Source organism: Arthrobacter sp. 24S4-2 (assembly GCF_005280255.1).
Classification (GTDB): domain Bacteria; phylum Actinomycetota; class Actinomycetes; order Actinomycetales; family Micrococcaceae; genus Arthrobacter.
On record NZ_CP040018.1, the window covers coordinates 818145 to 832146 of the forward strand.

The 14002-nt window shown below is 66.8% G+C and carries 6 protein-coding genes, 1 tRNA gene and 1 pseudogene; 4 read left to right on the plus strand and 4 right to left on the minus strand.

Translation table 11 applies throughout. The features are described 5' to 3' along the window. The first annotated feature begins 166 nt into the window (after positions 1-166). Positions 167-1273, plus strand: coding sequence for an IS110 family transposase (locus FCN77_RS03930; RefSeq protein WP_137321208.1), 1107 nt, complete (start codon positions 167-169; stop codon positions 1271-1273). Positions 1274-1564: 291 nt separating this feature from the next. Here the strand turns inward: FCN77_RS03930 and FCN77_RS03935 are convergent, their stop codons facing one another. Then, a complete protein-coding gene (locus FCN77_RS03935; protein WP_137321209.1) occupies positions 1565-3847 on the minus strand; it encodes a prolyl oligopeptidase family protein in 2283 nt (760 codons plus the stop codon). A 61-nt stretch (positions 3848-3908) separates the two neighbouring features. Between FCN77_RS03935 and FCN77_RS03940 the strand changes: the two genes are divergently transcribed. Further along, positions 3909-5900, plus strand: a complete 1992-nt coding sequence (locus tag FCN77_RS03940; RefSeq protein ID WP_137321210.1) for an FAD/NAD(P)-binding domain-containing protein — start codon at positions 3909-3911, stop codon at positions 5898-5900. 199 nt (positions 5901-6099) lie between these two features. On the opposite strand, the pseudogene FCN77_RS03945 reads toward FCN77_RS03940, so the two are convergent. The 3 genes and pseudogenes from FCN77_RS03945 to FCN77_RS03955 all read right to left on the minus strand — a co-directional run bounded on the left by FCN77_RS03945 (position 6100) and on the right by FCN77_RS03955 (position 12114). After that, positions 6100-10676, minus strand: a pseudogene (locus FCN77_RS03945) (ExeM/NucH family extracellular endonuclease). Positions 10677-11040: 364 nt separating this feature from the next. Continuing rightward, the gene (locus tag FCN77_RS03950) at positions 11041-11856 is read right to left on the minus strand and encodes a VOC family protein (protein WP_137321211.1); all 816 of its coding nucleotides are present in this window, start codon (positions 11854-11856) and stop codon (positions 11041-11043) included. A gap of 170 nt (positions 11857-12026) precedes the next feature. Next, positions 12027-12114: transfer RNA gene (locus FCN77_RS03955), tRNA-Ser, on the minus strand. Between the two features lie 124 nt (positions 12115-12238). On the opposite strand from FCN77_RS03955, the gene FCN77_RS03960 reads away from it, so the two are divergent. Continuing rightward, positions 12239-13222 (plus strand): NAD(P)H-quinone oxidoreductase, encoded by a 984-nt coding sequence (locus FCN77_RS03960; protein ID WP_137321212.1) that lies wholly within the window; start codon positions 12239-12241, stop codon positions 13220-13222. Between the two features lie 132 nt (positions 13223-13354). Continuing rightward, the gene (locus tag FCN77_RS03965; RefSeq protein ID WP_137321213.1) at positions 13355-13891 is read left to right on the plus strand and encodes a PadR family transcriptional regulator; all 537 of its coding nucleotides are present in this window, start codon (positions 13355-13357) and stop codon (positions 13889-13891) included. Positions 13892-14002 lie beyond the last annotated feature (111 nt).

Sequence of the window (14002 nt, forward strand, 5' to 3'; positions counted from 1 at the left end):
GCTGCCGGGGCCTGATACCCCCGGCGGTGATGTCCTTTATCCCGGACGGGGCAGGTAACGGCAAGAGGCCGGGGCCTTCTGTTTCACAGGGTCCGTGGGTTGCCACTAACTACTCCCTCGGGGGTGCAATGGTAGTGCCACATGTGATGTTTGGGAGGTCCCGGCTATGTTTGAGCATACTTTCATTGGTCTGGATGTTCACGCGGTCAACGTAGTTGGCCATGCGCTGAACCCGGCCACCGGTGAAATCAGCGGCCACACGATGGCTTCCGACCCTGCCGTGGTGCTGGAGTGGGTCCGCCGGTTCGAGCCGCCGGTCAAGGTCGTCTACGAGTCCGGCCCGACCGGGTTCGTCCTGGCCCGTTACCTGCGGGCCGCGGGCATCGACTGCGTCGTCGCGGCGTCCTCGAAACTGCTGCGGGCACCCGGGGACCGCATTAAAACTGATCGGCGGGACGCCCGGGTGTTGGCGGAGATGCTGGCTGTGGGCTCGGTCACCGAGGTGCGTATCCCGGACCTTGAGGAAGAAGCGCTGCGGGACCTGTCCCGGCTGCGCGCCGGCACGGCCAAGGACCTAGCGCACGCCCGCCAGCACGTGAATGCCATCTTGCTGCGCCACGGCATCCGCTACCCCAAAGACACCAGATGGACGAAGGAACACGGCCTGTGGCTGCACCGCCAGCGCTTTGATGAGCCGGCGCTGCAGTTCACCTGCGAGGCGGACATCGAGCAGGCCGAGCTGCTCGCCGGCCAGCTTAAACGGATCGATAGGCAGGTCGCCGTCACTGCCGCGGAGTGCCGCTACTCCCCGGTGATTGACGCGCTGATGTGTCTGCGGGGGATTCGGATGACGACCGGGTTCGGGCTGGCCGTGGAGATCGGGGACTGGACCCGCTTCACCGGTTCGTCCATCGGCTCCTATCTCGGGCTGGTGCCCAGTGAGGACTCCTCCGGCTTATCCCGGCACCAGGGCCCGATCACCAAGGCCGGAAACACGTACGCCCGCAAACTCCTGATCGAAGCCGCCTGGCAGCACCGGCGCCCGTACGCCCGGCCCGGGGAACGGCTGCTGCACCAGCTCGATCTCGTCGCCCCGGCAACCCGCATCCGCGCCCTGGAAGGAAACCACAGGCTCCACCACAAGTGGGAACACTTCGACGAGCGCCACAAAATGTCAGTCAAGGCCAACACCGCGATCGCCCGTGAGCTCGCCGGCTGGTGCTGGTCACTGGCCGCCCCGCTCCAGCAAGGAGAACGCATGAACGCGGCCTGACCCGAACGTGCCCCCGGGACGTGGTGGAAGTGCGATGGCAGCAGCGGAGCCAACTCGAGACGCAGCTATGAGCAGACTGGCCACCGTCGACGCTCGATGCTAGACACCGATACCGCTCCAGCCGAACAAATCGTCATGCGGTAACCAACCCGCGAATGTCAGCCTGACACTGCAGTCGAGAAAAGACTCGCCAACACAGGTCACCACGACCGGCCGGCACACGTTGAGCGGCCCCCGGACCCAAAAGCCAGGAGCCGCTCAACCATGCCTCTTGACAACCCGACCTACATATCAGCTGTCGGAGCGGCCCGCCAGCGAACGCCACAGGAAATGCTGGCTTCGGCTCTGCAGCGCGGCCGCCTGCCGGTTGTCGGAAGCACCGGCATGCCCGCCCTCCAGCGCCTCGTGGAACCAGACGTTGGGGATGCCCATGGCCTGCATACGCGCCGCCATCTTGCGGGCCTGCACGGGGCCCACCCGGTCATCCGAGGTGGCGGTCCAGATGAAGGTCTCCGGGTAGTCCACACCGTCGCGGAGCAGGTGGTACGGCGAGAACGTCCGGATGAACTCCCACTGCTCGGCCACATCCGGGTCCCCGTACTCGGCGATCCAGGAGTAGCCGGCCGACAGCTTGGTGTACCGGCGCATGTCCAGCAGCGGCACCCCGCAGGACACGGCGCCGAACAGCTCCGGGTACCGTGTCAGCATGTTGCCCACCAGCAGCCCGCCGTTGGACCCGCCCACGCAGCCAAGGCGTTCCCGGGAAGTGACGCCGCGCGAGATCAGGTCCCGGGCCACGGCCGCGAAGTCCTCGAACGCCCGGTGGCGCTTCTCCTTAAGCGCGGCACGGTGCCACGACGGCCCGTACTCGCCGCCGCCTCGGATGTTAGCCACCACGTAGACGCCGCCGCGGGTATGGACCGCACCGCCTTCGCCTGTCTCTTCGGCTCCGCCCGGTGCCTCCGTCCGCCGCTCCAGCCAGGCCCGGCCGATTGCTCCGCTGTAGGCAGGCGTCCGGGAAACCTCGAACCCGCCGTACCCGGACAGCTGCGTGGGATTCTGGCCGTCCAGGACCAGGTCCTTTGACGCCACCTGGAAGTACGGGACCCGGGTGCCGTCTTCGGACACTGCGAAGTGCTGCTGGACCTCGTAGGCGGAATCGTCAAAGTAGGACGGCGACGTGCGGATCACCGCGTGCTCGCTCACCACGGAGCCGCCGCTGCGGCGCAGTGTGCCCCGGGTTAGGGTGCTGGGCGTGGTGAACCCGGTGGCCACGAGCCAGAAGTCATCCCCAGCACCGGGAGCTTCCCCCTCCGGCACGGGCACGGTGCCGCCGGTACCGTCGTCATCGGAATCGCCGGCGTCGTCCTCGTCGTCAACGGCGAAGGCGTTGACGTCATGCAGCGGCGGGCAGGCATCGAGCAGCGTGGACGCCCAGGCCGAATCAGTTCCGGCCTGTTCCGGGTCCAGGACGCGGATCTCCGAGGACACATCCCGCAGGAGGTTGAGCAGGAGGAAGTTCCGGGTCCAGCTCCAGGACTGCAGCGAGGTGTGCGCATCCGGGGTGAACAGGACCTGGAGTTCGCGGCCGCCCGCCAGGTAGTCCTCGAAGTTCGCGGCGAGCAGCGAGCCGGCGGCATACGAGGTTCCGTTGACGTCCCAGTCGCCTTGCGGCCGGAACAGCAGCCACTCACGGTGCACGCTCAGGTTCACGTCGGTCGGAGTGTCGATGACAACCCAGGACCCGTCCCGCAGCACGGACGTGTTCTTGTTGAAGAAGCTGATCCAGTCCATCGCGAAGGTTCGCTCGTACCCCGGTGTGGAGTCGTGGGCAACCAGCGCCATCATGTGGTCCTCGGGGATTTCAAAGACCCGTTCCGCCTCGGAAAGCGAGCCGCCGCGGGGGAGCTTGACGGCGGTGCGCGCATAGGAGGAGGACGTCCTGGGCATGTCTTCGGCGGTGCTGGCCACCAGCAGCGTGTCCCGGTCCAGCCAGGAAGCGTTGCCTTTGGCCGTCGGGAGGTCGAACCCGCCTGACGCCGGGTCCACAAAGGTCCGGGACTCGACGTCGAACTCCCGGTAGCGGTTGGCGTCGCCGCCGTCGGGGGAGAGGGCCACCAAGGCCAGCCGGTGGGGTTCGCCGGCAGAGGGGCGGAGGAAGTTGGCGCCGTGGAAGACCCACTCCTCGCCTTCGGCGGCGGAAAGCGCGTCCACGTCCAGCAGCACGTCCCAGTCCGGCGAACCGTCCCGGTAGCCTTCCCAGGTGGTCCTGCGCCACAGTCCCTTCGGGTTCTGGCCGTCCCGCCAGAAGTTGTAATACCAGTCGCCGTGCTTGCCCACCATGGCGATCTTGTCGGTGGAGTCCAGCACCTCCAGGACCCTGCTCTCCAGGGCGGCGTAGTCGGCGTCCTCCAGCAGGTCCTCGGTGCGGGCGTTCTGTTCACGGACCCAGGCCAGCGGTTCCTCGCCGTAGATCTCCTCAAGCCAGATATTCTCGTCGGTCGGTTCAGGCGCTTTTCCGCTCTGGGAAGGGGCGCCGGACGCGGGCTGGTGATCAGCTGCTGTGGTGGTCATGGCCCCTACGAAACAACATCGGCGCTCAGCTGGCAAGTCACATGCGGATACTCTGGATGGCGTGGGCATATCGCAAAGCATCCGGACGGCACTGATAGGAGCCGGACCCCGCGGTACCAGTGTCCTGGAGCGGCTCCTGGCCAATTGGCGGCTCATGCATCCCACCGCTGCCGGATCCGAGGGACCCGCCGGCCTCCATATTGACGTGGTGGATCCCTACCCGGCCGGCGCAGGCCATGTGTGGCAGCCCGGCCAGTCGCGGCTCTACCTCATGAATACGCAATCGTTTTATCCCACGGTCATCCCCGAAGATCCCGAGCTGGCAGCACCGGTGGCAGGCAGCACCTTTGACCAGTGGCGGGCCGCGCAGCAGGACCAGCCCCTTGCCTCCATCACCGAGGAGGAACGGGCTGAACTGTCCGGCCTCGGATCGCAGGATTTCCCCAGCCGCGCCATCTACGGCCGGTACCTGTGCTCCACCCTGGACGACCTCCTGGCCCACCTTCCGGAGGGCGTCACTGTCCAGTTCCACCGCACCGCCGCCACCGGCGTCCGGCCGGCAGGCAACGGAACGTTCGACGTCGACCTCCAGGACGGCGGTCCGCTCACCGTCGGTTCCGTGGTGCTGGCCCTGGGCCACCTCGAGTCCAGGCTCAACGCCGAACAGCGCGAGCTCCGAGCCGGCGCCGGGCAGCTGGGACTCCTTTACCTTCCGCCGGCGGCGCCGGCCGACGTCGACTGGTCCGTCGTTCCGGCCGGGCAGCCTGTGCTGGTCCGCGGCATGGGGCTGAATTTCTTCGACGTGATGGGTCAGCTCACAGAGGGCCGGGGCGGGAAGTTCGTCGCAGCGGGATCCGGCGGCGGGGCATCCGGATCGGCCGCATCCGCCGGCACAACCGAACTGGAATACATTCCCTCCGGCGAGGAGCCGCTGATTATTGCCGCCTCGCGTCGCGGCACGCCGTACCGGGCCAAGGCAAGCCTCGCGGGCTACTACCCCTCGGGTGTGACGCTCCGGTACTGCACCGAGGCCGCCGTCGGGCGGTTCGCGGCGGCCGGAATCACGCCCGGCTTCGACCACGACCTCTGGCCCCTCCTGCAACGCGACGCCCTGTGGGCCTACTACTCGACGCTGGTCAGGACCCGGCCGGACGCGGTCAGCGAACCCGGGGAGTTCCTGGCCCTGCTCCAGGAGACGATGCGGCCGCACGCCCACAGCGTGTCCCGCTGGGAGGCCGACGCCGAGGCCCTGATTGCCAAGCACGTGGCGCCGGCGCAGCGCCTGAACCTTCCCGGCCTCGCCGCCCCCTTGGCCGGCCGGTCCTTCGCGTCCCGGGTGGACGTGGACGCCGCTGTCGTCGGCTATCTGCTCGATGACGCCCGGCGCTCGGCGCTGGGGGAGGACGATCCGGTGAAGATGACCATCGGGGCGCTGCACCACGGCAGGGCGGTGCTGAAATCGGCAGTGGCCGACGGCGGCATCACCGACGAGTCCTGGGTCGCCGGCCTTCGGGGCTGGTTTGAGTCCTTCGTCGAAGGGCTGGCCAGCGGCCCGCCGGCCCTCCGCGCGGAGCAGCTCGCCGCGCTCGCCAAAGCAGGCGTGGTGAGTTTTGTGGGGCCGGACCCGAAATTCTCGCTCGACCGCACTGCCGGCACTTTCACTGCGGCGTCCCCGTGGGTCAGGGACGGCGCCGTTCACGCGCGCACCATGATCGAGGCGCTCGCGCCGGCCAACAGGGTGGCCGTCAACCTGTCGCCGGTGCTGGAGCAGCTCCTGGCAGACGGCCTGGTGCGGTCCCGCCTGATGATGACAGTGGAGGGCGCGCCCGTGGAGACGTCGGGACTGGATGTCAGCCCGCACCCCTACCGGCCGGTGGGCGCCAACGGGTCCGTCGCCGAGGGTCTCTACGTGCTGGGGCTTCAGCTGTCCGCCGCCCAGTGGGGCACGGCCATCGCCGCCGAGGCGCGGCAACAGGGCGGGCCGGTGTACCGCAGCGGCCAGCGAACGCTCCGCGACGCCGACGAGATCGCCCGCCACATCCTCAGCCGCTGACCCCGGCGCCCCAGCCAAGACCGGGACGCTCTCTCACTTCCTGCCGTATCTGCCCGGACGCTCTCTCACTTCCCGCAATCTTTCCGGGGACGCTCTCTCATTCCCGGGGAAATGAAAAATGCCCCGTCCCCGTGCTACGGACTCCGAGGGGAATCCGTAGCCGGGGCGGGGCACCTTCACTGGCAGTCAGGCGTCGGAATTAGCCTTTCAGGCACTTCTGGTACTGGAGCCAGTCCAGGCCGTACCTGATCCAGCCCGCGAAGTCGTACCACTTGGTGGGCGGCACAGGTGCCGTACAGACCGGCGGAACCGGACCGGTGGAAGCAACCTGGACGGCGGCCTTGACCACGGTCCCTGATTCGGCCGCGGTGAGCGCGAGGGTGCCCGCGCCCGAGGCTGCGCCGGCCGGAACCTTCACGTCCACTGCCGCCGCGCCCGCTGACACCGGGACGGTGCCGAGCTGCGTCACCGTGCCGGCCGCATCCGTGAAGGCGGCCGTGAGCGAGGTGTTGACCGGGCTGCCCAGGGACGTGAGGTCCAGCTTGGAGACCGCCAGTGTGATGGAGCCCCCGGCTGTGACCTCCGCCGCCGTGGTGTTCACAACAGCCACGGTGCGGCGGGCAAAGTCCGGCGACACCGGATTGTGGCCCTGCAGGTACTTGATCCAGGCGTCGCGGTCCACGAGGCCGGAATCCTTGGTGCCGGCGCCTTCCTTGAAGATCCGGAAGTTGTCGCCGCCGGTTGCCAGGAAGCCGAACGTGCCGATGCGGTAGGACCTGGCCGGATCGATGAGGGAGCCATTGACCCGGATGGACGTGACCCGGTCACCTGCCGCCCGGGCAGCGTCGTAGGCGTAGTTGACGTTCCTGGACAGCCCCAGCTGCTGGTAGGCGCGGCTGGGGACCGTGCCGTCCGGGTTGGTCTGCCACTGCTGTTCCAGGAGCGTCTTGAACTGCACCCCGGTCAGAGACGTGGTCCAAAGGTTGTTCACGAACGGAAGCACCGCGTTCGCCTCCGCGTACGTGATGGTCCCGTCCGGCGCGAAGTACAGCTCGTTGCGCAGGCCGCCGGGGTTCACGACGCCGATTTCCGCGGCGCCGAGGTCGGGCGCCTTGAGCGCGTCCACCAGGGAATCCGCCACGAGGTTGCCAAGGGTGGATTCGCTCGCGCGGTCGTCACGCGATGCCGGGCTGCTTGCCGTGGCCGGCGTGAAGGCCGTGGTGATATCAGCGGTCACCTTCCCTACGGGCTGGTTGCCCACCACAGCGGCGTCCGCGAGTGCCTTGTCCACAATTGTTTTGACTGCTGCCACGCGCGGATACCTGGCTACCAGGTCCGCCGCCGTCTCCGACGCGGTGGGCACGGTCCGCTGGACGTTGCCTGCCTTGTAGGCGGTCACCTCCATGGTCCCGGTGTCGACTGTCAGCTGGATCTGGCCGATGAACTCGCCGTAGCTTCCGGTCTGGACGATGGGCCGGGTCCTGCCCGTCGGCTGGCCGTTGGCATCCAGGACCGGGGCATCCCAGGAGTACTGCTTGTGGGTGTGTCCGGTGAAGATGGCGTCCACGTCGGGAGACGTTTCGTTGACCAGCTTGGCGAAGGGGCCGCCGGCAGCGACTTCCTGCTCCAAAGTGGAGCCGTCAGGGGTGCCGGACCCGGCGCCGTCGTGGTCTTCCACGATGATGACGTCGGCGAGCTTTTCGGCGGTGATCTTCGCGGCAACGCGGTTGATCGCCTCCACGGGATCGCCGAATTCAAGGTCGGTGATGCCAGCCGGCGTGACCAGTGACGGCACTTCCTGGGTAACCGTGCCGATCACGGCCACCTTGACGCCGTTCAACTCCAGCACCGTGTATTCAGGCAGGGCCGGCTCAGTGGTGCCCTTCTTGTAGACGTTGGCGCCCAGGTAGGGGAACCTGGCGTTCGTCCCGCCGGCGATGACGCGGTCGCGCAGGTCCGCCCAGCCGCCGTCGAACTCGTGGTTGCCCACGGCGGATGTGCGCAGCTCCAGGGTGTTCAGCACGTCGATGGTGGGCTGGTCCTTGGCAACTGCGGACGCGAACAGCGAGGCTCCGATGTTGTCGCCTGCGGACAGGAACGCCGTGGCGCCGGGTGCTGCCGCCTCGCGGAGCTTTTCGATGGTGGCGGCAAACAGGACCGTGTTGGAATCGATGCGGCCGTGGAAGTCGTTGACGCCCAGGAAGTTCAGGTCAACGCTCGGCGGTGTGACCGGTGCGGCCGGCAGATCGAGGCCCACCACCACGGGGTCGTGGTCGCTGGCCCGGAACTGGTCCGGCGCATAGTAGTTGGTCACATTGTTGTTATACCGGCTGTACTCCAGCGCCACGGACTCCACGGAGTTGATGTTCCAGATGTCGGCGCCGGTGACCACCGAGTCCGCGCCGGGCGAGGCGAGGACGTGGTCAAGGGAACCCGTCAGGCCGCCGAACAGGTAGGAGTGCTTGGCTGATCCGTCCGCGTTCCGGGCCTTCTCGTCCTGGTTGATGTAGCCGGCGGCCGTGAGGACGTTGATGGGGTCTTCCTTGGCGTAGGCGTTGAAGTCGCCCATCAGGAAGACCTTGTCGGTGCCCTTGGACGCCTGCAGGTCGTTCGAAAATGCGAGGAGCGACTTGGCCTGTGCGGTGCGGGCAAGGTTCGAGGCGCCCTGGCCCTGGTCGGTGTCCTCAGGAGTGGCTGCGGAGCCCTTGGACTTGAAGTGGTTGGCGATCGCGATGAACTTCTTGTCATCGGAGGCGCCGACCGGCTTGAAGACCTGGGCCAGCGGCTTGCGGGCACTGGCGAAAGCAACGGTGTCGTTGTGGATGATGGATTCGCCCACAGGTTCCGCAGCAGCCTTCTTGTAGATGAACGCGGTGCGGATCATGTCCTCGTCAGACAGCGGGGGAGCGTTGGCGGGCGTGCGGACGTAGTCCCAGATCCCCGGTGTGGGCACGTTCAGCGCCTCCACCAGCTTGGCCAGGGCGTCGTCGCGGTCCTTGCCGAACTGAGCTGAATTCTCAACCTCCATCAGGGACACGACGTCGGCGCCGGACTTGCCGATGGCCGCCACGATCTTGTCCTGCTGGCGCCTGAGGTTCTCGGCGTTGGCGGCACCGCGGGCGTCGCAGCCCCCGCGGACGGTGATGGGGTTGCCGTCGCGGTCGGTGTAGAACGTACAGCCGGCCAGCATGTCACCGGTAGTGGGGAAGTAGTTCAGCACGTTGAACGAGGCAATCTTCAGGGTGCCTCCGACGGCGGCGGGTGCCTCGGCGCGGGTGGCACCGAAGGTTGCCGGCTGGATGATGCCGGCGTTTTCCGGCGTCAGGTGGGTCAGCGGCTGGAACTTCCAGGAGTTGTTGGCATAGCTAAGCACCACGTCGGTCTGGAACGTCACCGGGGAACCGACGCGGACGGGATCCGCGGTGGTCAGGTACGGCAGCTCCTGCGCCTTGGTGGCAGCGTCCTTCAGGAAATTGGTCGTGGCGCCGTCGTCGAGCTTGATGCCGCGGGCGGCGTTGGCCGCCACGGTCGCCGTGTATTCGGCGGAGCCATACGTGGCGACGGCTGTGGGCTGCTCGAGCGGAGTGGTTCCGCCGGCCAGTCCAATTTCGCCGTACTGGTTCAGGGAGTAGTTGTCGGTGACCGTCACCGGTCCCTGCGGTGTCAGCAGCATGCCTTCGAGGGATTCGCGGACGGCTTCGTCCGCCGGAAGGGTGAAGCCGGTGGACTTCACTTCCGGAGCGGCCTCGTCAAGCTTCTTCAGGCCCGCAGCATCCGCCACGTTCAGCTGGGTCATCCCGTAGAACTCGCTGACGGCGCCGGTGATTTCGACATAGTCGCCAATCCGGACAGCGCCCGCCGTTGCGGGGGAATAGACGAAAATAGCATCCGACGCCGTGTGGTTGGCCGGCGTGAGATCGCCGCCGGTTCCCGGGGTCTGGACGTAGAAACCCGCGAAGCCGCCCGTGGGAAACGCCGCCGTCACCCTGCCTCTGGTGGTGACGGTGCTGCCCGCAAACGGACTGGCGGCGCCGGACCCCTGGATTTCGGCGATGGTCCTGGCGGTGGGGGCGGGTGGCGGATCCACGGGGTCCGGGTCGACCGGACCCGGGTCCGCTGTGCCGCCGGCCGCCGTCGGCGTGATGGTGGCGCTGAGCGCGAAGTCGGCCTCGTTGTTATTGCTTTCCGCGGAGGTGGAGCGGTTGAGGCTCTTGACGTCGGTGTTCCCGGCGGGTGCGGCCGCGGCCTGGGCCTCGAAGGTGTTGGATGTGCCGTAGCCGAGCAGGTCCGCCACGTTGCCGGCTTCGATCACCGAACCGGTGGCCAGCGGGCTGAGTGCCGTGGCCTGCCTCGCCAGCACCAGCGTTCCCGCGGATCCGGACGGGTTCAGGCCTGTGGCCGCGGGGAGTTCGGCCGCAGTGGACGCGGAGCTGTTGGTGCCGCCCTGGACCAGGTAGTGCCCCTTGGCCGGGATGCTGCCACTCAGCGGAGCCACTCCGGTGGGGCTGAAGTGCCTGTGGCGGACCGGTACTGCAGGGACCAGCCGTCCAGGGCGACGGGGACATCAGAAGTGTTGTACAGCTCTACGAACTTGTTCCTGTAGGCCGCTCCGGCGCTGCCGCCGCTGAGGTAGGCCTCGGTGATTACGACGGGCGAGGTGCCGGCAGCGGCAGGTGAGACCTCCACTGCGAACGCCGGGACGGCCGTCAGCGGGGCGGCAATGAGCCCCGCTGACAACACCGTGCCCAGCGCAATTTTCCAAGGTGTGCGTTTCATCCGCTCTAACTCTCATTAGGGTGCCCCGGGTAAGGGGCGAAGTGGAATGTGTCCGGCTTCGTGGCGACGGACAGAAGGGCCCGGACTTTACTCCTGGTCAAGTAGTTTTCGGCACAGCAAAACAGGGTTGAATGAACTTGCGATGGATTGAGCGTGCATTCTGCGAGACGTCCCCCAGCGAAACGTTCCCCGCCGGGCCAGGGGCGGCATCAGCCCCTGCCCGGCAACGGTGTTTGTGGTTGTTGCATGTGTTCCGGCTCACCCCATGTGCCGGACATGCCAAAAGAATACCGGCCAGTAGCTCCGATGGAAGCTGCTGGCCGGTATTTCTTAGATCAAATTGCCTAAATAGTGCGGGCTGAGGTCAGGCCTCCGGGCTGGCTGCCGCCTGTTCGCCTGCGCCCTGGCCGGTGTCCGCCACGATCTTGAACATGGCGCCCGTGGTGTCGGCAAGGGTGGCGAGCCGCCCGAACGGAGTGTCGTCCGGCCCGTCGATCACCTTCCCGCCGAGGCTGACTGCCTTCTCAATGGCCGCATCCGCGTCCTCGACGGCGAAATAGACCTGCCAGTTGGACGGAACCTCGGCCGGCAGGTAGCCGGAAGCATCCATGATGCCGGCCTTCGCTGCATCACCTGCGCCCAACGTGGTGTACCGGAACTCGGGAGTGTCGCTCATGACGTCCGTTTCCCAGCCGAAGACGTCCTGGTAGAACTTCACGGCGGTGGCGTAGTCCTTGGTGTGGAGTTCGTGCCAGGCCGCTGCGCCGGGCTCGGCCACGAGCTGGTAACCCGTCATTTCACGCGGCTGCCAGATTCCGATGGCCGCCCCGGTGGCATCTCCGAACATGGCCATCACGCCCTGCTCCGGGACGTCCATGGGCGGCATGAAGATCTGGCCGCCGTGCTCGGTGACGGCCGCTGCCGTGGCGGCGGCGTCGTCCGAGCGCAGGTAGGTCGACCACACGTCCGGCATCCCGGCCAGGGTTTCATCCTTTTGCATGAGTCCGGCTACGGACTTGCCGTTCTTCCAGGCCGTGATGTAGCCGCCGTATTTCTCCTCGTCACCCGTCTGGAATTCCCACCCGAACAGTTCTCCGTAGAACTGCTTGGCGTTGGCGGCGTCCGAAGTCATGAGGTCGATCCAGCTGGGTGCGCCGGGAGTGATGTCAGGGCTGGGCATAGTGGCTCCTGTCGGTATCCGCGGCAGCGTGCCCGCGGAAGAGGGGTGGTCAGTAAAGACAGAACCGACCCTATTCCCGGGCACCGACACTTTCAATGGTCCGGGTCCGAACTTCCGATTAACGGGGAATGCCCTGGATCCTGACAACTCAGGACCCAGGGCACCATCCGCGGAAGGTAAGAGATTCGAACTCTTGGTACGGGGTTACCGCACACTGGTTTTCAAGACCAGCTCCTTCGGCCGCTCGGACAACCTTCCTTACCGAGTAGTGTTTCATAGGCAGTTGGCTGCGACAAAAACCGCACCGGAGTGTTTGCGGGCCGGCGAGGCCGCTGCGCACTAATTTTTGTGGCAGGAAGCAGCTAGGAATCGGGAGTTCTCCATGAAGGCCGTCTACGTTAGCAAGGCCGGCGGGCCCGAGGTGCTCGAAGTGCGCGAGGTGCCGGCTCCGGTACCGGGCCCCGGCGAGGTGCTGATCGACGTCGTGGCCGCGGGACTCAACCGTGCGGATGTGCAGCAGCGCAGGGGTTTCTACCCGCCTCCTCCGGGAGCCTCTGAGATCCTTGGTCTGGAAGTGTCCGGCAGGATTTCCGGCTTCGGCCCCGACGTGTCCAAACCGTTTTCCGTCGGGGAAAAGGTGGTGGCACTGCTGGCGGGCGGCGGCTATGCCCAGCAGGTGGCCGTGCCGGCTGAGCAGGTTCTGAGGATTCCCGACGGCGTGGACCTGGTTACCGCCGCATCCCTCCCTGAAGTGGCGGCCACTGTTTACTCGAACCTGATCATGACGGCGCAGCTCCACCCGGGCGAGACGGTGCTGATCCACGGCGCGACCGGGGGCATCGGCACCATGGCCATCCAGCTGGCCAAGGCCTTCGGCGCAAAGGTGGCCACCACGGCCGGGACCGCGGAGAAAGTGGGCACCGCCAAAGCCTTCCTCGGCGCAGACATCGCCATCAACTACACCGAGGAAGATTTCCCCGAGTCCCTCCGCGCGCAAAACGGCGGCCGCGGGGCCGACGTCATCCTGGACGTAGTGGGCGCAAAATATCTCCGCCAAAACGTCGACGCCCTGGCGGACTACGGCCGGCTCATCGTTATCGGGCTCCAAGGCGGCACCAAGGCCGAGCTGGACCTCGGGCAGCTGCTCAGCAAGCGTGCCGCGATCATTGGCACGGCGCTTCGCCCGCGTCCTGTGGCGGAGAAGGGCGTAATCATGAACGCCGTGCGCGAAGCCGTGTGGCCGCTAATTGCGGACGGGCGCATCAGGCCACTGGTTGCCAAGTCCTTCCCCCTGGACCAGGTGCAGGCGGCCCACGAGTACTTTGACTCGGGTGACCATGTGGGCAAGGTCCTCCTGGTCATGTAGGGTGCCCTGCCCGCGAATGAATACCCAGTATTGCCCCGGTGGCGGAATCACGCTACTGTAATTCCATACGCGGTATGCACGCGTCTTGGGGGCGCGTGTATGCCGTCGTCTTTTGCGTCATCAGGGGGCAGTATGTCCATTCGTCACAGTCTCCTGGCCCTGCTGCAGGACAAGCCCCGTTACGGCTACCAGCTGAGGGTCGAGTTCGAGGACCGCACCGGCTCCGCCTGGCCGCTGAACATCGGTCAGGTCTACACAACCCTGGACCGTTTGGAACGGGACGGGCTGGTCAGGAACGACGGCGGCGACGGCGAAGGCCATGTGGTTTACAGCATCACCGAAGCCGGCCGGACCGACGTGGCAGGCTGGTTCGAGGCACCCGTGGGCCGCACCAACCCGCCCCGGAACGAACTCGCCATCAAGCTCGCCCTCGCCGTAACCCTTCCCGGTGTGGATGTCGCGTCCGTCATCCAAGCCCAGCGCGTCGCATCCGTGAGGGCGCTTCAGGATTACACCAAGTCGCGGCGCGATTCATCCGCCAATCACCGCAGTGCTGACACTGCCTGGCTGCTGGTGCTTGATTCGCTCATTTTCCAGACCGAGGCCGAGGTCCGCTGGCTGGACCTTTGCGAAGCCAGGATGGCGCAGCTGGCTAATCCCGCCACCTAGGCCGGCACCGCCGCCGCTCGTCGCTGCCGTCCGACCGTTCGGCGAGGCCCGCCTGAACCCTGCCGAAAAACCGTACCGCTGCGTCGCGCCCGTTGGTAGGTTGGCATGGGC

Bases quoted from the DNA above. Each gene is read 5' to 3' on its own strand.
- FCN77_RS03930 (WP_137321208.1), top strand. From the start codon at position 167: ATGTTTGAGCATACTTTCATTGGTCTGGATGTTCACGCGGTCAACGTA.
- FCN77_RS03935 (WP_137321209.1), bottom strand. From the start codon at position 3,847: ATGACCACCACAGCAGCTGATCACCAGCCCGCGTCCGGCGCCCCTTCC.
- FCN77_RS03950 (WP_137321211.1), bottom strand. From the start codon at position 11,856: ATGCCCAGCCCTGACATCACTCCCGGCGCACCCAGCTGGATCGACCTC.
- FCN77_RS03960 (WP_137321212.1), top strand. From the start codon at position 12,239: ATGAAGGCCGTCTACGTTAGCAAGGCCGGCGGGCCCGAGGTGCTCGAA.
- FCN77_RS03965 (WP_137321213.1), top strand. From the start codon at position 13,355: ATGTCCATTCGTCACAGTCTCCTGGCCCTGCTGCAGGACAAGCCCCGT.